This is a genomic window from Mesobacillus jeotgali, from assembly GCF_031759225.1.
GTDB lineage: Bacteria > Bacillota > Bacilli > Bacillales > Cytobacillaceae > Mesobacillus > Mesobacillus jeotgali_B.
Genome location: NZ_CP134494.1, coordinates 1,575,141 through 1,597,411, shown reverse-complemented (window position 1 = coordinate 1,597,411; position 22,271 = coordinate 1,575,141). Strand labels below are relative to the sequence as shown.

The 22,271-nt window shown below is 43.8% G+C and carries 19 protein-coding genes; all 19 read right to left on the bottom strand.

Annotated elements, in window-relative coordinates:
* Positions 1-66: 66 nt before the first annotated feature.
* The gene (ftsZ, locus tag RH061_RS07895) at positions 67-1,209 is read right to left on the bottom strand and encodes a cell division protein FtsZ (protein ID WP_311075190.1); all 1,143 of its coding nucleotides are present in this window, start codon (positions 1,207-1,209) and stop codon (positions 67-69) included.
* 40 nt (positions 1,210-1,249) lie between these two features.
* Complete coding sequence (gene ftsA, locus RH061_RS07890) at positions 1,250-2,533, bottom strand: cell division protein FtsA (RefSeq protein WP_311075189.1); 1,284 nt, start codon at positions 2,531-2,533, stop codon at positions 1,250-1,252.
* Between the two features lie 135 nt (positions 2,534-2,668).
* On the bottom strand, positions 2,669-3,019 hold the full coding sequence (locus RH061_RS07885; RefSeq protein ID WP_023614986.1) for a small basic family protein: 351 nt from the start codon (positions 3,017-3,019) through the stop codon (positions 2,669-2,671).
* The gene (locus RH061_RS07880) at positions 3,019-3,753 is read right to left on the bottom strand and encodes a DUF881 domain-containing protein (RefSeq protein WP_311075185.1); all 735 of its coding nucleotides are present in this window, start codon (positions 3,751-3,753) and stop codon (positions 3,019-3,021) included. Before RH061_RS07880 ends, RH061_RS07885 begins: the two co-directional genes overlap by 1 nt.
* 122 nt (positions 3,754-3,875) lie before the next feature.
* The gene (locus RH061_RS07875; RefSeq protein WP_167831971.1) at positions 3,876-4,610 is read right to left on the bottom strand and encodes a DUF881 domain-containing protein; all 735 of its coding nucleotides are present in this window, start codon (positions 4,608-4,610) and stop codon (positions 3,876-3,878) included.
* The gene (locus RH061_RS07870; protein WP_311075184.1) at positions 4,558-5,349 is read right to left on the bottom strand and encodes a cell division protein FtsQ/DivIB; all 792 of its coding nucleotides are present in this window, start codon (positions 5,347-5,349) and stop codon (positions 4,558-4,560) included. Before RH061_RS07870 ends, RH061_RS07875 begins: the two co-directional genes overlap by 53 nt.
* Before the next feature lie 259 nt (positions 5,350-5,608).
* Positions 5,609-6,517 carry a UDP-N-acetylmuramate dehydrogenase gene (murB, locus tag RH061_RS07865; RefSeq protein ID WP_311075182.1) on the bottom strand — a complete coding sequence of 303 codons (909 nt, stop codon included), beginning with the start codon at positions 6,515-6,517 and terminating at the stop codon, positions 5,609-5,611.
* A 61-nt stretch (positions 6,518-6,578) separates the two neighbouring features.
* Positions 6,579-7,673 carry an undecaprenyldiphospho-muramoylpentapeptide beta-N-acetylglucosaminyltransferase gene (gene murG / locus RH061_RS07860; RefSeq protein WP_311075180.1) on the bottom strand — a complete coding sequence of 365 codons (1,095 nt, stop codon included), beginning with the start codon at positions 7,671-7,673 and terminating at the stop codon, positions 6,579-6,581.
* A gap of 447 nt (positions 7,674-8,120) precedes the next feature.
* Entirely contained in the window at positions 8,121-9,221 is a 1,101-nt protein-coding gene (spoVE, locus tag RH061_RS07855; RefSeq protein ID WP_311075178.1) for a stage V sporulation protein E, read from the bottom strand.
* A 101-nt stretch (positions 9,222-9,322) separates the two neighbouring features.
* Complete coding sequence (murD, locus tag RH061_RS07850; RefSeq protein WP_311075176.1) at positions 9,323-10,675, bottom strand: UDP-N-acetylmuramoyl-L-alanine--D-glutamate ligase; 1,353 nt, start codon at positions 10,673-10,675, stop codon at positions 9,323-9,325.
* On the bottom strand, positions 10,676-11,650 hold the full coding sequence (gene mraY, locus RH061_RS07845) for a phospho-N-acetylmuramoyl-pentapeptide-transferase (RefSeq protein ID WP_311075174.1): 975 nt from the start codon (positions 11,648-11,650) through the stop codon (positions 10,676-10,678).
* A 1-nt stretch (position 11,651) separates the two neighbouring features.
* Positions 11,652-12,101, bottom strand: coding sequence for a hypothetical protein (locus RH061_RS07840; RefSeq protein WP_311075172.1), 450 nt, complete (start codon positions 12,099-12,101; stop codon positions 11,652-11,654).
* Position 12,102: 1 nt separating this feature from the next.
* A complete protein-coding gene (locus tag RH061_RS07835; RefSeq protein ID WP_311075170.1) occupies positions 12,103-13,563 on the bottom strand; it encodes a UDP-N-acetylmuramoyl-L-alanyl-D-glutamate--2,6-diaminopimelate ligase in 1,461 nt (486 codons plus the stop codon).
* Between the two features lie 219 nt (positions 13,564-13,782).
* Positions 13,783-15,696, bottom strand: a complete 1,914-nt coding sequence (locus RH061_RS07830; RefSeq protein ID WP_311075168.1) for a stage V sporulation protein D — start codon at positions 15,694-15,696, stop codon at positions 13,783-13,785.
* A gap of 400 nt (positions 15,697-16,096) precedes the next feature.
* Positions 16,097-18,307 carry a penicillin-binding protein gene (locus RH061_RS07825; protein WP_311075167.1) on the bottom strand — a complete coding sequence of 737 codons (2,211 nt, stop codon included), beginning with the start codon at positions 18,305-18,307 and terminating at the stop codon, positions 16,097-16,099.
* Positions 18,307-18,666, bottom strand: a complete 360-nt coding sequence (gene ftsL, locus RH061_RS07820) for a cell division protein FtsL (protein ID WP_311075166.1) — start codon at positions 18,664-18,666, stop codon at positions 18,307-18,309. Before ftsL ends, RH061_RS07825 begins: the two co-directional genes overlap by 1 nt.
* 29 nt (positions 18,667-18,695) lie before the next feature.
* Positions 18,696-19,634, bottom strand: a complete 939-nt coding sequence (gene rsmH, locus RH061_RS07815; RefSeq protein WP_311076318.1) for a 16S rRNA (cytosine(1402)-N(4))-methyltransferase RsmH — start codon at positions 19,632-19,634, stop codon at positions 18,696-18,698.
* A gap of 57 nt (positions 19,635-19,691) precedes the next feature.
* Entirely contained in the window at positions 19,692-20,123 is a 432-nt protein-coding gene (gene mraZ / locus RH061_RS07810) for a division/cell wall cluster transcriptional repressor MraZ (protein WP_102262102.1), read from the bottom strand.
* A 346-nt stretch (positions 20,124-20,469) separates the two neighbouring features.
* Positions 20,470-22,104 carry a bacillithiol biosynthesis cysteine-adding enzyme BshC gene (gene bshC / locus RH061_RS07805; RefSeq protein WP_311075165.1) on the bottom strand — a complete coding sequence of 545 codons (1,635 nt, stop codon included), beginning with the start codon at positions 22,102-22,104 and terminating at the stop codon, positions 20,470-20,472.
* Positions 22,105-22,271 lie beyond the last annotated feature (167 nt).

Here is a 22,271-nt window from a genome sequence, read left to right as displayed (position 1 = left end):
TTAGTAGTTTTATGGAAAACATAAAAAGGGCATAGCCGTTTCGGCTATGCCCTTATACAGTAAAAATTAGCGTCTTCTGTTGCGGTTGCGAAGGAATGTAGGAATATCAAGAGCATCCTCACCTTGTGGTGGCTGATTGCTTCTTGGAGCTTCCTGCTGGATCTCTTCACGTTTTGGCTGTTCGCGCTTGATTGCACCCATACCTGGTTTTTGCTGTCCGCCGAAACCAGGTCTTGTTGGCTTTGGCTGGATGACTTCCTCATTGAAGCCTGTCGCGATGACAGTAACAATGATTTCGTCTTTCAGATTTTCATTGATGACAGAACCGAAGATCATGTTCACATCCTGATCTGATGCAGAAGCGACAATATCAGCAGCTTCCTGGACCTCATAAAGGCTCAAATTCGTTCCGCCTGTGATGTTCATCAAGACACCCTGCGCTCCGTCAAGAGATGTTTCAAGCAATGGAGATGAGATGGCTTTCTTTGCTGCTTCAGTTGCACGGTTTTCACCCGAAGCCACACCGATACCCATCAAAGCTGAACCCTTATTGGACATGATTGTTTTTACGTCAGCAAAGTCAAGGTTGATCAAACCAGGTGTTGCAATCAAGTCAGAAATACCCTGGACACCCTGGCGAAGAACATTATCCGCTTCACGGAATGCTTCAAGCATAGGTGTACTTTTGTCGACAATCTCAAGCAAGCGGTCGTTTGGAATGACGATCAGTGTGTCTACCGCTTCCTTCATTGCACCTATTCCACCGCCAGCTTGTCCAGCACGCTTGCGTCCCTCAAATGTAAATGGACGGGTTACAACACCTACGGTCAATGCTCCAAGGTCTTTCGCGATTTGAGCGATGACAGGAGCTGCTCCAGTACCTGTGCCTCCACCCATACCAGCCGTAACGAAGACCATATCTGCGCCTTTCAGCACTTCTTCAATTTGTTCTTTGCTTTCCTCGGCAGCTTTTTTTCCTACCTCCGGATTAGCACCTGCACCAAGTCCGCGCGTTAATTTTGCGCCGATTTGCATTCTGATTTCAGCTTTGGACAGGTTAAGCGCCTGTGCGTCTGTATTGACCGCGATGAATTCAACGCCTTGTACGCCGTGCTCGATCATTCGGTTAACCGCATTATTTCCGCCGCCGCCAACACCGATAACTTTTATAGTTGCAAGTGAATCTAAATTCGTATCAAATTCCAACATGACAAATCCTCCTAATTCGCCGACTTCCTGTTAGCTCTGATTATTCAAAAAAGTAGCCAAGAAATTTCTTCATTCTTGAGGTGACTTTTTCTTCAGGCTGTTTCTCAGGCTTCGATTTTGGATGCGGCTGTTTTTGAACTCTCTTTTCTTTCGGTTCGATTTCACTAAAAGCTTCTTCCATTTTCTTTCCTTTTAATTTCGCGTTCTTATATGCAAATTGGATTAATCCGACCGCTGTCGTGTATTGGGGTTCTCTCACACCAATATAATCCGGAATCGCAATTCTTACCCGACTTTGGAAAATATCCTGTGCAAGCTCCAAAACTCCTTGCATATTTGCTGTTCCACCTGTTAGGACAAAACCGCCTGGCAAGTCCCTTATGTTCATGTGTTTCAACTCATCCTGGACAAGGGAAAAGATTTCCTCCATCCTTGCCTCGATGATATCGGCAACTTCCAGCTGATTGAACTGCTGCTGCTGGTCACTGCCTATGATTGAAACCTCGAATAATTCATCTTCTGATGCATGGTCATAAAAGGCATGTCCATGCTTCAATTTCAATTTATCCGCTTCTTCTGTTGTTGTACGCAGACCAATCGATAAGTCTTTAGTGATATGGTCCCCTCCGACCGGAATGACAGATGTACCTCTTAAGTGTCCATTTTCGAAGACGGCGACTGTGGACGAACCACCGCCGATATCAATCATTGCGACACCCATATTCTTTTCATCCTTTGAAAGAGCGAATGCTCCTGCAGCAAGCGGCTGCAGGCCGATATCCACAATTTCAAGTCCAGCGCGCTCAACACAACGAAGAGTATTATGTAAGATTGTCTTTGATCCGGTAATGATCGTACCTTCCATTTCAAGCCTAACGCCAATCATGCCTCTTGGATCATTGATCTCATCAAGACCGTCCACGATAAATTGCTTTGGAATCACGTCTATTATCTCTCGCTCAGGGGGAATCGATACCACCTGTGCAGCATCAATGACTCTCGCTACGTCCTCATTTGTGATCTCGCGATTGTCGCTGGAAACTGCGACCACGCCATGGCATGGCAATAAGGAAACATGATTGCCGGTTACACCTACAATCACCTGGTTAATCTTTAAACCTATCATTCTTTCAGCTTGTTCGACTGCCCTTTTAATAGAATGAACGGTTTCATCTATATCAACAATGGAGCCTTTCCTTAACCCTTCAGACTTCACATTGCCAACACCAATTATATTTAAAGTGTCATTGACCATTTCCCCAATGATTACTTTCACACTGGATGTACCGATGTCAAGACTGACAAATATATCATTGCTGTTCATTCTGTGGCACCTCCTTTAAAAATTCCTAGTGTTTGAACAACAATTCCTTGCACCATTTAATTGCGTTTCATTTTTAATTACATTACTTTATTCGTCACAATTAAATATTTCCCTTTTAAAATATCATTTTTTTTTCTACTTTTCACTGGTAGTTGACCATTTTGTCAATATTATTCTCCTGATGACGGCTATGTTCTGGAACAGCCTTACCCCAAAGGCAAAAACTGCTGCTAAGTACAAGTCTACACCAAGATGGACACCTAGAAAAGCTAAACTTGCTGCCAATACTATATTAAAAAAGAAACCAGATACGAAAACTTTTTCATCATATATATTTTGCAGCTGGGCGCGGATCCCGCCAAACAAAGTATCGAGGGCGGCAAGGATTGCGATTGATAAATAGTTGGAATATTCTTCCGGAATTCGGATGTCGGTCAACAGTCCAATGATGACACCGATGACCAAACCCATGATTGGAAGCCACATTATCCGTTGCCTCCCCCTTTTTCTGTTTTAGCGGATTCCATGTATCTGATCCTGATTGTATCCTGGTATCCGGGCACAATCAGATCGCCAACAGGCCTGTTAACCTTGACTTCCAGGTTATCAATGAAGAAATCCTCAGCAACCGTGGAAACCTTCATGCGATTGTAAAGCTTTTCGGCTGCGTCGCCATTTTCCGTGATCACTTTAACCTCTATCGGAAATCGATTCAAGGAATGGCCATTGATTTTAGTCACCCTGTTTATATCCCTGATGACCGTTGTGTTAATAACCCTTTCGCCATCTACGGATACATGCTTGGCACCGTAAAGGTTCAATTCATTCAATAGCCTTTTGAGCATGTCCGGTGAAACGGAAGGCGGATTGTCACCTTCAACAATAAGGCTGAAAGCAGGTTCAATCGAGAGGGTGATTCCTGGCCCTTTCACCTCTGTGAGTCCTGCTTCTTCCTTAAGTTCAGCGAGTGTATCACGAAGCACTTCTTCCTTGCTTTGCTGCCTCTCAGTTTCATACTTAGCAATTTTCTCTTCATTCGACCTGATTTCGAGAAGCAGCTTGGACTGTAATTCCTTCTCCTTCATTAAATCTTCCCGAAGCTGCCAAGTGTCACGTGTATCCCTGACTTCCGGTTCCTTCACGGTTTGAAACTGTATGGCGACCATTAAACCAATAATTGCAGCGATAATGCTAAAGCTGAGATTTCTAGGTCGGCCCATTGTCTTCACCTTGCTTTCTAAAAAACCAGTGCAGATTCTACACTGTTTATTCCTTTATAAAATGGCCTGATCATGCATTTTCTTTTTCATTCAATCTACTATTCGGAAATGAAAAATGATCATCATTTACCCAAGATCGGATCAATCTTGATGTCTTCCTTTTGTTCCAAAGAAAAGACGATTTGGTCATTCACAAGCTGATCTTTTACCCCACCGGTAATATTGAGAGCGGAGGAAAGAACATCGGGGTCGCCAATAGCAGTGATTTCAAAGGGGGCAGGATGCTGGTAGCCATCAACAGTAATAACAGGGCCTGTACACAATATATAAGAATTGTGTGAGATACGCTGACCATTCACAGCAATAGCTGCTGCTCCTGAAATGTACAGTTCATTGATCACCTTGAAAACATGATGTTCGTGGACAAGATAATTATTGATATTCTTTTCATCAGGATCGTACTCTCCATCTGCAAGAGTTACTTTTACACCTTTGCCGCTGACCTTTACCTTTCCAAGATACATACGGTATTTTTCTGCGTCTTCAGCCATGTTAAAGAAAACCTGCGCTTCTTTGGAAAGACTGGCTTCGATCTCCCTCACCTTTTCCTGCTTGGCATTCAACTCTTTCTGAAGCTCCCGATTTTTTTCTTCCTGTTGAATTAAATCGTTCCTCAGACTTAAGTGCTTCTCCCACTGCCTGTCCGTAAGCCCTTGACTTTTGTCGCTCTCATCTTGCGTGACGCGGAATGAAAAAGCGACCATGAAGCCTAGCACCAGGAACACAATCGAAAGAATGACACGGTTACTGTTCACTTTCTTTTTCAATTTCAACTTCCTCAGCTTCCTCTGCTTCATATGCTTTAAAATAAGAACCAACCTCAAGGTCGATCACGCCCTTCTTGGAAGGGTCAAGCTGACTGACAATTGATGGGTAATGTGCCATTTTATCAGAAAAAGTCCTGAGCGTAGCATTTACCTCGAAACCATCATTCATATACAGCTTAATGAGATATTGGTCGGTCTTTATAGGCTGTGAATGGATTTCAGAGATGGAATTCATGACGACATCAGGAAGTTCCTCTAATGAAGCAAGCATCTCATCCAGGACCTTCCCTTCCTTAAATCCAATTAGGATGGGCGCGTTGACAGGAATTTCGTCCATCTGCTTCTCACCTAGGATATTTCCATTTTCAAGGACCGGATAAAAATTCTTACCCTTTGAAATGTAGGCTAATCTGCTATACTCTTCAAGTTTGATGTTGACTGAGTTAGGCAGCTTGATGTTCACATCAGCTTGTTTGATTTCCTGGATTTTTTCCAGTTCATCCTCGATTTCAGCCTTGCTGATTTTCCACACATTTGAGTCAAAGCTGAGCCCGCTCTTTTCAATGATATATTCATTTGAATAGGATTCATTTCCTGAAACAGTAATGTCCTTCACCTTGCTAAGCGGTGATTGAAAATAGATAACACCAGCTATCAATACAAAAAACATAGCCAGCAGTATGATAAGCCTTCGGTTGGCTTTCTTGCGCCTTTGATGTTTTAACTTTGGAATCCGGTCTTCAATTGAGACGATTTTCCTCTTGTCCATTTCAATCCCCTCTTTATCGGCTGAACCCATTTCCTAAAGATAACTCCCTTTTGTTGCTTCTAGCAGGTTAAAGCCATCGTAATAAATTACTAATAGATCAGGAGCTTCCCCATGATAATTACTCAAGGTATGTACAGCACATAGTAAAAAAGAAGAGTCAACGGCATGAGAATTTTGGACATGCCGTATCTATAAGGTAAGCATCCTAATCTAATGAATTATTATATCACAGAAATTGACAGCTTGAACCTCTTTCCTGCTATTTCCGTCCGATAATTTCTACCTCTGTCTCCATTTTCACACCATGTAAATCAAGGACTGTGTCTTTTACATGCTGGATTAGACCGAGTACATCCTCAGCCTTTGCATTTCCTTTGTTTACAATGAAGTTGGCATGAAGCTCAGAAATTTGGGCTCCGCCGATTTGATGGCCTTTTAAGCCTGATTTCTCAATTAAATTACCAGCATAATTTGGCAGAGGATTCCGGAAGACGCTGCCGCAGCTTGGAAAATTATATGGCTGGGTTTCTTTACGATAATCCTTGTTCTTTTGAAGTTCCGCCACAATATCATCTTTATTTCCTTCTGTGAGCTGGAATACAGCTCCTACGACAATCCCAGGTCTCTCTTTCTGGAGTACAGATGTGCGATATGAAAATTTCATTTCTTCATTTGAGAGCCATTCAAGAGAGCCATCCTCAAAGAGCACATAGGCTTTCTCCAGAATTTGAGAAATATCCGACCCATGAGCTCCTGCGTTCATATAAACGGCGCCGCCGATCGACCCAGGGATTCCGCCTGCAAACTCCAATCCTGAAAGCCCTTTGCGGCTGATAGTGATGGCAAAGTTGACCAGTGAAAGGCCTCCGCCAGCTGTCACTCTCGTTCCGTCAATCTCCAAATCATCTAGGCCGGAACCCAGTTTAATCACAACACCTTCAATGCCTTTATCTGAAACGAGCAGATTAGACCCTCTGCCGATTACTGTCCATTTCACACCTGAATCCTTAATAACTTCAACCGCTTTTTTTAGATTTTCTATTGATGAAGGTTCAACAAGTATGTCAGCAGGTCCGCCTATTTTCATCGATGTATGGTTTGCGAGCGGTTCGTTTTCTTTAATCGAACCGATGCTCATTTCTCTAAGTTTGCTAGCTAGATCCTTCATAATTACCTTCCTTTCACGATACAGCTATTTTGAACATTTTATGCAGCTGCATGCCTATAGGCTACTTTTTCGCCAATTCCTCCATGAGACGATACAGTCTCTGTGCAGCGTCAGGGATGCCCAGTTTTTTTGCGGCCTTCTTCATTTCTGCCAGCTTCTCCTCACGACCAAGAATCTGGTCAATGCTTTCTACCAGTTTAGGGCCTGTGAGATCTTTCTCGAGCAGCAGCTTCGCTGCTCCATTCTCACTTAAAGCCCGGGCGTTTTTTTCTTGATGGTTGTCGGTAACATATGGGCTCGGGATCAAAATGCTCGGAATACCCAATGAAGTCAGTTCAGCGAGTGTAGTCGCCCCTGCCCTTGCTACGGTTAAATCCACCCCGGATAATACCTCTGGCATATTGTGTATAAATGGTTTGATAATGACATTGCCAGGATTTCCGACAAGCTCAACTTCCTTCCGGACATCTTCAAAATGAACATCTCCCGTAACATATAGAACCTGATATGGTTTGCCGCTTAATTCTGTCAGACTTTTTACGACCGCTTCATTAATTGGCCTTGCCCCCCTGCTTCCGCCAAAAATGAGAACAGTCGGAATCTTGAGCTTCAGGCCGGCGGACAATCTTCCTTTGACCCCATCCTGCCCCAATACCTCGGAAGCCCTCGGGTTACCAGTCAACACTACTTTTTGCTCAGGGAAGAATTGCCTTGCTTCCTCGAAACAGATCGCAATCTTATCAACATAACGGCTCAGGAACTTATTCGTCAAACCTGGAACACTATTTTGTTCATGGACAATTGTAGGTATGCCCATTTTCGCAGCCGCATAGACCACCGGCCCGCAAACATAGCCGCCAGTACCAATGACCACATCTGGTTTGAAATCCTTGAGCATTTTTTTACTGTCCCGGACTCCTTTAAGGAACCTCAAGACCGTTTTTACATTTTCAAATGAAATCTTTCGTTTGAAACCTGTGATATGTATGGATTTAAAAGGGATATTCTCCCTCGGCACAAGCTTGCTTTCAAGGCCTTTTTCTGTTCCTATGTAAAGAAACTCGACATTTTCATCCTTTTTTTGAATTTCCCTTATTAGTGCGAGCGCAGGATATATATGTCCCCCTGTGCCGCCCCCGCTAACTGCAATCTTCATTTTCCACACCTCAGCAACTTATCTCTTTTTTTATGCTCTTTTCATAAGCTTTGTTGCTTTCAACACGAAAGGTAAAAACCGGCACTGGCTTTTTACTGGTACTAAAGCAATCCTTTTAAGAAATTCCTCAAAAAGTGCCTCAATACCTTCCCAAATTCGGGTCCAAATACCCGTTCACAAAGCAACAATCAATTCGAAAACAGCCTTTTAAATCACGTATCCACACCGCAAACCTGGACTGCCTCACGTGGATTTCGATTGTGAAAGAAGCCTATAAAAAGGCACTCCCCGGTTTTACCCTATTCTACTATATTCTAAACTCAAGAACAGTTTTTAAAGATATTGTTATTTAAATGTAATATAGCATGAACAGCAGTATATTCCTATTCATATTCACATAGAAGCCTCGACTCCAACAAATAAAAGACCCTTCACCAGGGTCTTTTATCAGTATCGAGAATGTCGACTTATATTCAGCAGCACTCCGACTGCCATCAGCATCAATGTCAGGGATGAACCGCCGTAACTGAGGAACGGGAGAGTGATTCCAGTAACAGGCATAAGACCCGTTACAACTCCGATATTAATCATCACCTGGATGGCGATCATTGCGATAATCCCTGTCGCAAGGAAAGTCCCGAATAAATCTGGGGCTCCCAGAGCAATCCTTATTCCCCTCCAAAGCAGTAAGGAGAATAATAGAAGAATCAATGAACCGCCAATGAACCCTAGTTCCTCAGCAAGAATCGCAAAAATAAAATCTGTCTGCGGCTCAGGCAGGTAAAAGAATTTTTGCCTGCTCTGCCCAAGGCCAAGACCGAACAATCCACCTGGTCCAATCGCATACAGCGATTGAATCATTTGGAAGCCGCTTCCGAGCGGATCCTGCCATGGGTCCAGGAACGAAGTGATCCTTTTCATCCGGTACGGAGCGGAAATGATCAGCCCGACAAAACCTGCAACCCCCAATAGCCCGAGGCCGACAAAATGACTGATTCTGGCTCCTGCAATAAAGATCATGACCACAGAAGTGCCTACCATGACTGTTCCTGTACCTAAATCAGGCTGCAGCATGATCAGTCCAAATGCCAGAAACACAAGACCTAAAGAAGGGAAAAGTCCTTGCTTGAATGAAGTGATCGCCTTCTGGTTCTCTGACAAAAACTTTGCCAGAAATGCAATCATCGCGATTTTCATGAACTCTGATGGCTGTACAGAGAAGGCTCCGACTCCGATCCAGCTCCTCGAACCATTCCGCACATTGCCGATTCCGGGAATCAATACAAGGATCAGAAGGACAAAACAAATAATCAGTATGACCTTTGCCCAGGTCCTCCAAGTCCAGTAATCGATATTCATGATAAAGAACATTGCGATGATCCCGACGCCCGCAAACAGCATTTGCCGTTTCGCAAAAAAGAAAGAATCATTAAACTTATAGTCCGCCCAGACAGCACTGGCACTGTAGACCATGATCAAACCCACTGCCAAAAGCGTAAAGGTTACTATCATCAGGAATATGTCTGGAGTCGTTTTTTTCGTTGGCAAAGCAATACACCTCGGCTGTATGATTTAGGGCTCATATGCCGCTTCCCATCCAGCCTGCTATGAGGCCAAGCATCGAGAGTCATGTTGTTCAAGACAAGCCCTTACTTAAGCTTATGCACTGCCTCGATAAACATGTCTCCTCTGACCTCAAAAGTTTTGTACTGATCCCAGCTTGCGCATGCAGGAGACAACAGGATGACATCACCGGGTTCTGAATGTTCAAATGCCACGGGAACGGCCTTTTCCACATTATCGGCCCTTAAAATCGTTTTTATTCCTGCATCTCGTCCAGCCTGTCCAACTTTTTCAGCTGTTTCACCAAAGGTAATCAGCGTCTTCACATTTTTCAGGGCAGGAACAAGTTCATCAAAGGAATTGCCTCTGTCAAGACCGCCGGCCAGCAAAACAATTGGCGCCTCGAAAGCCGCCAGGGCATTTTCAGTAGCCAAAATATTGGTCGCTTTTGAGTCATTATAAAATTTCCGTCCATCGATCGTATCGACATACTGGAGCCTATGACGAACACCAGCAAAGGTGGTAAGCACTTTATGGATGGCATCTTTGTCCGCCCCTGAAAGCAGTGTCGCCGCTACGGCCGATAAAATATTCTCCAGATTATGCTTTCCGGGCAAAACGATGTCCTTCGTTTCAATAATCTTCTCCCCATTAAAGCAAACCCAGCCATCCATTACATAAGCACCGCTCTCCAGCACCTTTTTAGTTGAAAAAGGAACAATCTGCGCTCGTGAATTCCGGGCGATTTCCATGACTTCCTCCTGATCAGCATTGACAATCAGGAAGTCTTCCTCAGTCTGGTTCTTTGTGATAAGAGCCTTAGCTCCAATATATTCTTTCCTCGTCCCATGATAATCAAGGTGTGCATCATACAGGTTTGTAATAATGGCAATACGAGGTTTAAACTGATCAATTCCCATCAATTGAAAAGAAGACAGTTCGATAACGATCGTGTTATCAGTTGTTGCATCCTGAGCAACACCTGATGCAACCGTACCGATATTGCCTGCAATCAATGGGTGTTTATCCCCTGCCTCAAGCATTTCAAAAATGAGTGTAGTCGTAGTTGTCTTTCCGTTAGTGCCTGTTATTCCTACGAGTGGTGCTTCCGAAATCTGGTATGCCAATTCCACCTCAGTAATGATCGGAATTTCTTTTTCAATCGCCTTTTGAATCATAGGATTATAGTAAGGAATCCCGGGATTCTTGACGACCAGTTCAAATCCTTCGTCCATCAATTCGATAGGGTGGCTTCCACAAACAACCTTGATCCCCTGCTCGAGCAAACCTTGTGCTTCCGGGTTTTCATCAAGAGGCTTGCTGTCGTTGACCGTCACGAATGCCCCTAATTTATGTAGTAGAGCCGCTGCGCTGACTCCACTCTTGGCAAGGCCAAGTACAAGTATTTTTTTATGTTGATATGTTTTGATATTTTTCATTTAGATCCACACCTCAATATAAATTCCTAGGATCGCAAATAGCAGGCCAACAGTCCAGAATGTGACGACAACTCGCCATTCTGACCACCCAATCAACTCATAGTGATGGTGAAGAGGACTCATCCTGAAAATTCTTTTGCCGGTCGTTTTAAATGATATGACCTGCAGGATCACGGATAATGTTTCAATCACGAAAATACCGCCAATGACGATCAGGATGATTTCAAGCTTCGCAAGGATAGCAACAGTTGCGATCGCACCTCCAAGAGCAAGTGAACCTGTGTCTCCCATGAACACTTTAGCTGGATGCGCATTAAATACTAGGAATCCCAATACTGCGCCTACAACCGCGACAGAAAAAATGGACAATTCATATTGAGATTGACTCCAGGCAAGAACTGCAAATGCACCGAATGCAATGGCAGCCGTACCGGAAACCAGCCCGTCAAGCCCGTCCGTCAGGTTAACAGCATTCGAAAACCCGACCATCCAGAAAATAATGAAAAGGGCATATCCCCAACCAAGATCAAAAGAGATATCGGTTAAAGGAATGCTGATCTCTGTTGAAAAATCACTTTGCTTGAATATGAAATAAAAAATAACAGAAATAATGATTTGTCCAAGGAGTTTTTGTTTGGAAGTCAATCCAAGGTTCCGCTTCATGACAACCTTTATGAAGTCATCCATAAACCCTAGTAAGCCAAAGCCTAAAGTAACCAATAACAATAGATACGTTTCCACTGAGGGTTGTGAGAACTTCCCTGTCATCACAAGTGTCGTGATTGTGATTGAGATTAAGATCATGACACCGCCCATCGTAGGTGTACCTGTTTTTTTCTGATGTGATTTCGGACCTTCTTCTCTGATGCTTTGGCCGAATTTAAGCCTTCTCAAAAAAGGAATAAACACTGGAGAAAGCAGAACTGTGATTAGGAAGCCCATTAATATTGTGAAAAAGATTACTTGCTCCAGCATTCTATTCCTCACCTGCCTTATTCTGATTGCTGCCAAGACTATTGATGTTTTCAGCCATCACAGCTATATCATATGTTTCATCAGATTCATTAAGAAGTCCTTTGTTCTGGAAAATGAATTTAGTTCTTTCTTTGATGTTTTTATTCTGTGTTAAGTAATCATAGTATGAGTTCATAATTATCTCTAAGCCTTTCAAATTATCTTGTGTGTAAAAAATCGGGAAGTGGTTTGGCGCATATGCTGGCACCTGCTCGCCTTCTGGCCAAACAGCTGCCACGGCACCATTCGAAATTGCTTCCTGTAAAGTACCGGAATCAGTCGATACCGGGACAAAAAGCCCTTTAGGCTGTTTTGCGCCAGCGAGACTGCTTACAGTTTGAAAGCGAATATTCTCATCCCTTATTCCAGTTGTTCTTGAAAATAGACTTAAAACATCCTGGTATGTCAGCATATTACCTCTCCTCTATCGCCTCGCGTGCCACAATCCGGTCATCAAAGTCAAAGGTCCTGTCACCAATTTGCTGGTATGTTTCGTGGCCCTTGCCCGCAATCAGGATGACATCTCCTGACTTCGCATTTTTCACGGCATGCTGGATAGCTTCCTTCCTATCAATGATCGCAGCATAAACTTCGCCCTTAACTCCTTCTTCCATATCCTTGATGATTTCTGCCGGATCCTCGCTTCGCGGGTTATCCGATGTGAAAATGGCATCAGTAGAATATTCGCAAGCAATTTTCGCCATGAGCGGACGCTTTGTTCGATCACGGTCACCACCACAGCCTACTACACAGAACACCCTTTTCTGGGCAAATTGCTGTATGGTCTTCAGGACATTTTCAAGACTATCCGGTGTATGGGCATAGTCAACAATCACTGAGAAATCCTGACCTGCATCGACTACTTCAAACCTTCCTGATACTCCTTTGACACCTTCTACAGAGGTGATGATATCATCTAAGGATAAGCCGGAAACCAGGGCAGCACCGATGCTTGCAAGTACATTGTAGACGCTGAACTTGCCAATCAATTGGATGTTCACCTTTTTCACGCCAAATGGGCTGACCAGATCAAATGATGTACCGCTAGCTGTCATTGCGATGTTGATTGCCTGCAGATCAGCATGGTTATCAATGCCATAAGTCAAAATATGGGCAGATGTCAGCGTAGCAAATTCTTCGCTTGCAGGATCATCGGAATTCAGTACGGCGAATTTTGGTTTTTCATGGTTGAAGGCATTACCGAGCTGTGAAAAAAGAAGCCCTTTTGCTTTCCTGTATTCTTCCATTGTCTTGTGGTAGTCCAAATGATCCTGCGTCAGGTTTGTGAAAACCGCTACATTGTAATCTGTACCGTGGACACGGCCATATACCAGCGCATGTGAAGATACCTCCATCACAGCTGTATCAACCTGTTCGTCAACCATTCTCTTGAATGTCTTTTGAAGGGTCAGGCTTTCCGGTGTCGTATTTTTCACTTCAAAGATTTGCTCGCCGATCTTTGTGTACATTGTTCCAATCAGTCCGGTTTTCTGGCCTGCATCCTTAAAGATCTGTTCAATAATATGGCTAGTCGTCGTCTTACCATTTGTACCTGTGATTCCTACCATATGAAGCTTTTGGCTAGGCTGGCCGTAAAACGCATCAGCAAGCACTGCCATTGCCCGAACAGTATCCTTGACCACGATCACCGGTACATTCACAGGCAGTTCCCTTTCGGCCAGAACGGCTGCAGCTCCGTTTTTCACAGCTGCCCCAGCGAAATCGTGACCATCAACTGTATAACCTTTTATACATATGAATAAACTCCCGGGAGTCACTCTGCGGTTATCATTTTCAATTGAAGTAATTTCGGGATTTTCTCCCTTGTAATCCACGAATGGGTGCAAGTAACCGATCAATTCGTGTAATTTCATAAATATCAAATCCTCTCAAACAACATGGCGACTCTTATTTTACATGATTAGGCTGAAATTAGCCATTGTGGAGATGAAAAGAACAAGCCCTTTTTGCGTTAGGAATTGCTCGACAAAAGAAATGGCCGGCAGCCTAAAGCAGGCGGCGGATGATTATCCTGCCGCCGCCTGCTTCCCAGAGATTATATATCATCTGAAATTCTTGAAGTTCAGATTTAGTTATTCATTCATATAAACCCTAATGGTTGAACCTTCCTTGATTTTCACCCCTGGCGAAGGAAGCTGTTTCACAACCTTCTCTCCATCACCGGCAATATCAAGCTTGAAGTTGATCAATTGCTGCCTGAGTTCCTGTTTGGATAATCCAACAAGGTCAGGGACTTCAACCATTGGTGTGTCGAGCCATGTCAATTCTTTTTCAATTTGGTCCTTCCGAGGAGGTACCTCCATAGCCCGCAGGCTATCTTCCATAATATCACCAACAATAGGTGCTGCCACTACCCCACCGAACTGGACTGTTCCCTTAGGATTGTCAACCGCTACATAGATTACGATTTGCGGGTCATCAGCAGGGGCAAAACCTATGAAGGAAACAATATGGTTATTTTCAAGATAGCGTCCATCTTTCGCCTTTTGGGCAGTACCTGTTTTGCCGCCAACCCTGTAAGAGTCAACATATGCATTTTTCCCTGAACCTTTGGCTACTACACTTTCAAGGGCATGCCTGATTTCTTTAGAAGTTTCCTCAGAAATCACCCTTCTTTTTGCTTGCGGGGATTTCTTCATCACAACTTCCCCAGTAACCGGATCTATCAATTCTTTAGCAATATAAGGTGTATAAAGTATTCCGCCATTTACTGCTGCTGAAACCGCAGCAACCTGCTGGATCGGTGTCACAGATACACCCTGACCGAAAGCGGTGGTTGCCTGTTCGATTGGACCGACTCTGTCCAGGTTGAACAGGATTCCTTTGCCTTCTCCCTGAAGGTCAATGCCTGTCTTCTCACCAAATCCGAAATCCTTCACATATTTAAATAGTTTTTCTTTTCCGAGTCTGTCACCGAGCTCAACGAAGCCAGGGTTACAGGAATTCTCGACAACTTCAAGGAATGACTGGCTCCCGTGTCCACCCTTTTTCCAGCAGCGAATTCTCGCACCGGCCACTTCAACAGAACCAGAGTCATGGAAATGATCTTTTTCAAGATCGACTTTCCCCTCCTGTAGTGCAGCTGCGAGGGTCACGATTTTAAAAGTGGATCCCGGCTCATAGGTACTCCATATCGGCAAGTTCCGGTTATACACTTCAGGTGCCACGTTACGGAAGTTAGCAGGGTCGAAGTCCGGCCTGCTCGACATTGCCAAGATCTCTCCGTTATTCGGATTCATGGCAATGGCAATGATGCCATCTGGATTGTATTTTGCCTGGGCAATATCCAGCTCCCTCTCAACAATGGTCTGTACCCTGCTGTCAATAGTCAGCTTTAAATCAAGCCCGTCCACTGGAGGTTCATAGTCATCTGCCATATTGTTCATCCGCTGCTGCTTAGCATCCGCATAAAACTGGACAGATCCCTTTTGCCCTTTCAATTCTTTATCATAATAAAGCTCTAGGCCCATCAAGCCTTGATTATCGACTCCTGCAAACCCCAGTACATGGGAAAGATAGCTTCCATAAGGATAATGTCGCTTTGAATCCTCGCCGATGTAAACACCCTTGATATCCAGTGCCCTTATTTCCTTCGCTTTCTCGTGAGAAATTTTCCTTCCCTCTGGAATTCTCTCAATCATCGCTTTTTTCGTGATATGTTGATAGGCTTTTTCTTTAGACATATTCAAAGCTTTCGCCAATATTTCTGCAGCAGCTTCAGGGTCCTTTACCTGACGCGGCACGACGTAAACAGTAGGCGCACTGATATTTGTCGCCAACGCCACTCCATTCCTGTCCGTTATTTCCCCCCGCTGCGGTTCAAAGGGAACGTTCCTGCTCCATGAATCCTTTGCTTTACCCGTCAAGAAATCTCCCAGCATAAACTGCACATAGCCAAGCCGGACATCTATGATCAAAAACACCAAAATACCGATTACCAAAACGAGAGCAAGCCTCTTTCTGACCGTCACATTTGAAACACGCATATATTGAACAAACCTCCCCTATTGTCGTTCCGATACTAAACTAAGATACTCTTAGACACTCGTTCAAATATATGCTTGTACGAATAACAATATAACAAGAAGTAGAGACAAGCTGAGGTATATGCCGGGAGAGAGGGTGAGGGTGTCCTTTGGGTAAGTTTGTCTGTCTGGAAAATTGAGGAGGCTCTGCTCATTTTGGGCTACTTCAGACAAAACAAGGAGCTACAGCTACGGTTTTGTCCGAACTCTGGGTTACTTCAGACAAAATGAGAACCACCGATTACGGTATTATCCGAACTTGCTCCTACTTCAGACAAAATAAAGAGTTCCGGCTACGATTTTGTCCGAACCATCTATCACGACCGAAACGGCAAGTAAACAAAAAAAACAGAGGAAGGGCTCAACCGCCAACTTCCTCTGCTTCTTCACTTTCTTCCTCTGGTTTCATTGATTTCTCAAATTGCTGTAGCGGGGTTTCCAGCTCGACGATCAGGTTTTCCCCTTCATTGATCGGTATTCCCGGCTTCAGGCTTTGTTTGGTGACATACCCGCTGCCCGCTTTATTTAGCTTAATATCAGCAATCTGTGCCAGCTTCATGACATCCCTGAGTGACCAGTCTGTCATGTCTGGATAGGTCATGACTCCTGACGCTCTGATAAAGACCTTCTCTCCTTCGAGCGCCAAAACATCAGCCTTTGGCAACTGGTCCTCCACCTGGCTGCCGTCACCGATCAACACTGCCTCAAACCCTTTTGATTCAAGCAGTTTCTTTGCTTCTGCTGCATTCAGCCCTGTTATATCTGGAACCGGACTGGAGTCAGCTTTTTCCAAGGATGCAGGTTTAATATTCAAATACTGAAGACTGCTTTGCATTACAGATTTAAAAATCATTGAAGTTGGGATAGACCCTTTAAAGTAATGGTCGATTTCCGGCTGCTGGACAGCTACATAGACAATCAGCTTAGGATCATCCTTCGGCGCCATTCCAAGGAATGAGAAGAGGTAATCATTAGCTCCACCGAGATAACTCCCGTTAGCTGTCAGGTTCGCTGTACCTGTTTTACCAGCAACCTCGTAGCCATCGATAGCGTAAGACTTCCCTGTGCCGTGCTCACCCGTTACAACAGTACCAAGCACTTCTCTGACTTCCTTTGCAGTCTCTGCTGAGATAGGCTGGCCTACAGATTCAGGCGCATCCTGTTCAATGATCTCGCCTGTATTCGGATCAACTATCTTGTCGATTACTCGAGGCTTCATCATTTTTCCGTCATTCGCTACTGCTGTTGCTGCCTGAATCATTTGAATCGGTGTTACCGTTGAGCCTTGACCATATGAGGTAGTGATTTTCTCAATCGGCCATCGATAGACTATGGTTCCGGACGCTTCATTTGGCAAATCAATGCCAGTAGGCTCATCAAATCCAAATTTCGTCAAATATTCACGGAATTTTTCCGTACCGATTTTTTCATTCACCAGCTTAGCCACTGCGACATTCGAGGAGCGCTGAATTCCTTCTAGATAGGTAATGGAGCCCCAGCCACTTCCGTTGTGGTCACTAATCTCTCTGGAATTTTCAGTCACTTTATATTTACCTGATTTATACCGCTCATTCGGATTCCATTTATTCTCTTCAATGGCCGCTGCAAGCGTGAAAATTTTCATCGTTGAACCTGGCTCAATCGGTGTTTCTACCACCTCGTTATGCCAGCTGTTATCCAGCCCTTCCCTTGTTGTCGGATGGAAGCTCGGACGCTGAGCCATCGCAAGGATATCACCCGTCTTAGGATCAGCTACAACCGCAATGATTTTCTTTGGCTTATATTCCTCATCAACCCGATCGACAGCATCCTCCACGAATGTTTGGATCTTTTTATCAATTGTTAAAAACACATTGCTGCCATCTTTGGCAGGTGTGACTTTTTTCTCTCCATCTGGTAAAAGGAATCCCCATAAATCACTTTCGAAAGAAAGAGTGCCATTTTCCCCAGTCAATTCGTCATTAAGCGTTTTTTCAATACCCAGTTGACCGGTAGTAACAGATTTCTTGTCCTCATTCTCTTCTTTCTCCACAAAGCCGACTAGATGAGACGAAAAAACACCATTCGGATAAAACCTCTTTGAATCTCGTAAAAAAGTAATTCCCGGAAGCTTCTCCTCTTCGATTTGCCGCTTGGTTTGATTAGTAATATCACGGCCGGCCTTTCCGAATTCAACCTGCCATGCCCCTTTTTTTGTCAGCCTTTTATATATTTCCGATTCGCTCATATCAATATATTTCGCCAGCACAGCAGCAGTTTTCGCGGGATCGCTCACATGCTTCGGCTTCTTTTTATTCGTTGTGACTGAATCATTCAGGATTGCGACTAGCGTATAAGCTGTAGTGTCCTCGGCAACTACCTCGCCTTTACGGTCAAAAATAGTTCCCCTGGTCGCTTCGATTACTTTTTCATTCGAGTACTTTTGCTGCGCCCTGGCAGCCAGGGCTTGTCCATGTACCTCTCCCGTAACCTGGATGGAAATGAACCTGAAAATCAAGATAAAAAAGAGCAGGCTGAATATTACGAATAATACCGCTGCTCCTGCATTCATATTTGGCTGTTTCTTGATCATCAGTTTTCCACACCTTTAACATTGTCTTCGTTCAATGTTAAACCAAGCTTTTCGGTTACCTGTTTGATTCTTTCATAGGTACTTAATTCGCTAATCTGGACTTCAAGGTCACTGTTAATCTTTTGCTGCTCCTGAATGTTGCCTTCAATGATTTGGATTTCTTTGTTGACTTCGTAAATGGCTGCCTGTTTTGAAACCATGAATGTTGCGCCGAAGCAAACCATTGCTCCGAATACGAACATCAGGATTTTTTCGCCGGGCGTCAGTATCGAACTTCGTCTTGCCGGTGCTTTTGCCGGTGCCTGAACAGTTTGCTGCTGCTGTTCTTGCTGCAATTTTCTAGCCAGATTGCTCATCATTTTCCCTCCTGAAAATTATATTTTATATTTTATTTTTTTACTTTTTCAGCGATACGCAGCTTTGCGGATCTTGCCCGATTATTGAATTCCAGCTCTTCCTCAGAAGGAAGGATTGGCTTTCTAGTGACCAGCTTTAACTTAGGCTGGTATTCCTCTGGAATGATCGGCAATCCCGGAGGCAACGGTGGTGTTTCGCTCGCTTTTTTCAAGGTTACCTTACAGATCCTGTCTTCGAGTGAGTGGAAGGTGATAACACTGATCCTTCCGCCTACGGAAAGAAGATCGATTGCCTGCTCTAGTGATTTCTCAAATACACCAAGCTCATCATTAACCGCAATCCTGACTGCCTGGAAAATCCTTTTTGCAGGATGACCGCCTTTTCTCCTCGCGGGTGCAGGAATCGCCTCCTTGATCAACTCGACAAGTTCACCGGTGGTTTGAATTGGTTCATTTTCCCTTGCTGCCTCAATCTTGCGGGCAATTTGCTTTGAAAACTTCTCTTCTCCATACTGGAAAAAGATTTTGACCAATTTTTCATATGGCCATTCATTAATGACATCGTAAGCGGACAATGGAGCGTCCTGGTCCATCCGCATATCAAGCGGAGCATCGTGGTGATAACTGAAGCCGCGTTCCGGAGTATCCAGCTGCGGGGAGGAAACTCCCAGATCATAAAGAATTCCGTCAACTTCTGTTACACCCAACTTTTCAAGCTCTTCCTGTAAGTAAAGGAAATTGCTTTTGATGATCGTCAGCCTGTCGCCATAAGCAGCAAGCTTTTCTTTTGCATTCGCAATCGCGATATCGTCCTGGTCAAACGCGTATAGCTTTCCTTTTTCCGAAAGCTTGGACAAAATCAATTCACTGTGGCCTGCGCCACCGAGAGTGCAATCCACATATGTACCGTCAGGCTTGATATTGAGCCCGTCTACTGTTTCTTCCAGTAAAACTGTTGTATGTTTGAACATCATGATCCACCTTTCCAATCGAGGAGCAGGTAATATTATATCAGAATAATGTTACCCTTAAATATCAAATCCAATCATATTTTCCGCAATTTCAGCAAAAGATTCCTCAGATTCTGCGAAATATTCTTCCCAGATGGCTTTGCTCCAAATTTCAATCCGATTGGAAACACCTAAAATCACACATTCTTTCTCAAGCTTGGCGTATTGCATCAGCGGGGAAGGAATATTGACTCTCCCCTGTTTGTCAATTTCACTCTCGGTAGCACCCGAAAAGAAAAAACGGGTAAATGCTCGTGCATCTTTTTTAGTCAGCGGAAGTCCTTTGAGCTTTTCTTCGATCACTGACCATTCAGAAACGGGGTAACCAAATAAACACTGGTCAAGTCCACGGGTAAGAATGAACATTTCTCCCAAGTTTTCACGGACCTTGGCAGGGATGATCAATCGGCCTTTGCTATCAACATTATGATGGTATTCACCCATGAACATGCCACTACCCCCACTTTCTAAATACAATGTACCACATTCCCCCACTTTTCACCACCTTATTTTAATTATTCTCCCCACGCCTTTAAAATCCTCCTGAAAAAATCCATTTCCATGAATTTCTTTCATTTCTAAAAAGTTGCTTTTACTGTATCTAATCGCTTCTGTTCCTTTCGGGCAATGCAGAAGTGCTGCTTTTACCGTAAAACATCTAATCCCCTCATTTCAGGCAAAGAAGAGCCTCTGCTTTTTCCGTAAAATCTCTTATCCCCACATTTCGGGTAATGCAAAAGCGGTTAATTAATTCACAAATGAAAAAAGCTCCACCCTAAAAGGATGAAGCCTAAAGTTACAACTTTATAATTTTATGTGTTCCATCGAATTCAAAATGCAGCTCTAACAGGTCAGGTATTAGCTCCAAACCGTACTTATTAAGATAGTAGAATGGGTTCCAGACTCTTTCCTGCGGGGAGCCGCCTGGTCTTAACGCATTTTCTACTCTCGTGAACTTTCGGAGGATATGGTCATGCTTCCGGCAAATGGCCTCTACTATTTTATCCTCCATGAATTCAACCTGCTTGATCAGGATGGATTCGTTCTTCTGGAGCATGGGCATCAATACCGGATCAATGCCATTTGATTTGTCTCGAATGACTTTATATTGATCTGCGAGCATGGTCTTTACATTCTCGAAAAGCTCTTCTACTTCGCGATCCTTCAGGGAATCGATGAATTTCAGCTCATGTCCATTTGTGCCGGAAATTAAGACCTCTTTTAAATCTAGGTTCAGTTCTTCGAGATCAGATTCAATTGACCTTTCGAGCAATGTTATATTGAGTCTTGGAACAAGTGGCGGCATTTTAAGGCCAAAATGTTCAAAAGCAGTTTTCAACTCAGCCCAATAGGCAATTTCCCCAGGACCGCCAATGAATGCAAGCGTAGGGAACAGCCACTCCTGCATTAACGGACGGGTTACTACATTATTGCTGAGTTTTTCGGGATATTCGCCGGCAATCTCCACCAGCTCATCATATGTGAAGCTGACTTCACCATTCTTGCCTGAAAACCCTCCACTTTGTGGGTCAAATTGGAGCAGAATCCTTTCATTCACTTTTTCATCGTAAAAGAAAAGGTTCGCTGCATTCTCGCTAATATCGATCATATTCGCAAATCCAGCACCAGCTGTGCGTTCTTGCTGCCCAAGAACAGCAGATGTGATTTCACGATGATTGTTGATTTGATTGATAAAATATTCTTTTTCCAGCTTGCGCAGCTCTTTATTACCGGAATCAACAATCAGCAAGCCTGATTCCTTGAAAAGCTCCATGATGATCCTTGCAAAAAAATCAACGAAGGATTCTGCAGTCTTCAACGATTCTAGGGCAAATTCCAATACCTCTTTAGTGTGCTTTGTTTCACCATAGGTTTCGATGATTTCTTCAACCCAGGAATAGCAAAGGTCCCTGTTGATACAAACTTCTGAAATCATTTTTTTCTCGAGATTTTTTTCTGGATAAATCCACTTTTCCTGCTTATTGTTCTTCATGACGTACACATGGTTAACTTCCTGGTAGTCATGGTCTTCTCCGGCAATCCAGAATACAGGTACGACCGGAACGCCAAGCTCCGCCTCTTTTTGTTCTGCGAGCTTGATAATTGAAATCACTTTATGGATTGTATATAGCGGACCAGTCAGAATGCCGGCTTGCTGCCCGCCGATGACAGCGACGCTATTTTCTTTTCTCAGCTTATTGATATTTTCAGTGATTTTTTCAGTGTCCGCAAAACGGGACATGAAGGACTGAATATGGTCAGCAAGCTCATTCCTCATAAAGCTTCTGTTTTTCAATTCATCCAGGCGGTGAATATAAGAGTTTTTATCTAAAAAATTATAATGAAAGAAGCTCTGCAGGCCAGGGCTCCCAGTTAGGTAATCTGTCGCAAACCGGTTCGCTGCCGGAAGAGAGAGATTCAACATCTCCATTAACTTGTACTTCCTTTCTCGTAAGCAATTTTCACTGTTATGAGTATAGCATTGTTTGAATTGAAAAGAAAAAAACTTTGCCTTTCGAAATTTCTAAAATCAAGATTGTTTAGATTTGGTTTATTCAGTTTGCGGGTAGACTGTTGCATTTCGATCGCAGAAGCTCT

Coding starts and splice junctions, on each gene's coding strand:
- ftsZ (WP_311075190.1), bottom strand. CDS start 1,209: ATGTTGGAATTTGATACGAATTTAGATTCACTTGCAACTATAAAAGTT.
- ftsA (WP_311075189.1), bottom strand. CDS start 2,533: ATGAACAGCAATGATATATTTGTCAGTCTTGACATCGGTACATCCAGT.
- RH061_RS07885 (WP_023614986.1), bottom strand. CDS start 3,019: ATGTGGCTTCCAATCATGGGTTTGGTCATCGGTGTCATCATTGGACTG.
- RH061_RS07880 (WP_311075185.1), bottom strand. CDS start 3,753: ATGGGCCGACCTAGAAATCTCAGCTTTAGCATTATCGCTGCAATTATT.
- RH061_RS07875 (WP_167831971.1), bottom strand. CDS start 4,610: ATGAAGCAGAGGAAGCTGAGGAAGTTGAAATTGAAAAAGAAAGTGAAC.
- RH061_RS07870 (WP_311075184.1), bottom strand. CDS start 5,349: ATGGACAAGAGGAAAATCGTCTCAATTGAAGACCGGATTCCAAAGTTA.
- murB (WP_311075182.1), bottom strand. CDS start 6,517: ATGAAGGATCTAGCTAGCAAACTTAGAGAAATGAGCATCGGTTCGATT.
- murG (WP_311075180.1), bottom strand. CDS start 7,673: ATGAAGATTGCAGTTAGCGGGGGCGGCACAGGGGGACATATATATCCT.
- murD (WP_311075176.1), bottom strand. CDS start 10,675: ATGAAAAATATCAAAACATATCAACATAAAAAAATACTTGTACTTGGC.
- mraY (WP_311075174.1), bottom strand. CDS start 11,650: ATGCTGGAGCAAGTAATCTTTTTCACAATATTAATGGGCTTCCTAATC.
- RH061_RS07840 (WP_311075172.1), bottom strand. CDS start 12,101: ATGCTGACATACCAGGATGTTTTAAGTCTATTTTCAAGAACAACTGGA.
- RH061_RS07835 (WP_311075170.1), bottom strand. CDS start 13,563: ATGAAATTACACGAATTGATCGGTTACTTGCACCCATTCGTGGATTAC.
- RH061_RS07830 (WP_311075168.1), bottom strand. CDS start 15,696: ATGCGTGTTTCAAATGTGACGGTCAGAAAGAGGCTTGCTCTCGTTTTG.
- RH061_RS07825 (WP_311075167.1), bottom strand. CDS start 18,307: ATGATCAAGAAACAGCCAAATATGAATGCAGGAGCAGCGGTATTATTC.
- ftsL (WP_311075166.1), bottom strand. CDS start 18,666: ATGATGAGCAATCTGGCTAGAAAATTGCAGCAAGAACAGCAGCAGCAA.
- rsmH (WP_311076318.1), bottom strand. CDS start 19,634: ATGTTCAAACATACAACAGTTTTACTGGAAGAAACAGTAGACGGGCTC.
- mraZ (WP_102262102.1), bottom strand. CDS start 20,123: ATGTTCATGGGTGAATACCATCATAATGTTGATAGCAAAGGCCGATTG.
- bshC (WP_311075165.1), bottom strand. CDS start 22,104: ATGGAGATGTTGAATCTCTCTCTTCCGGCAGCGAACCGGTTTGCGACA.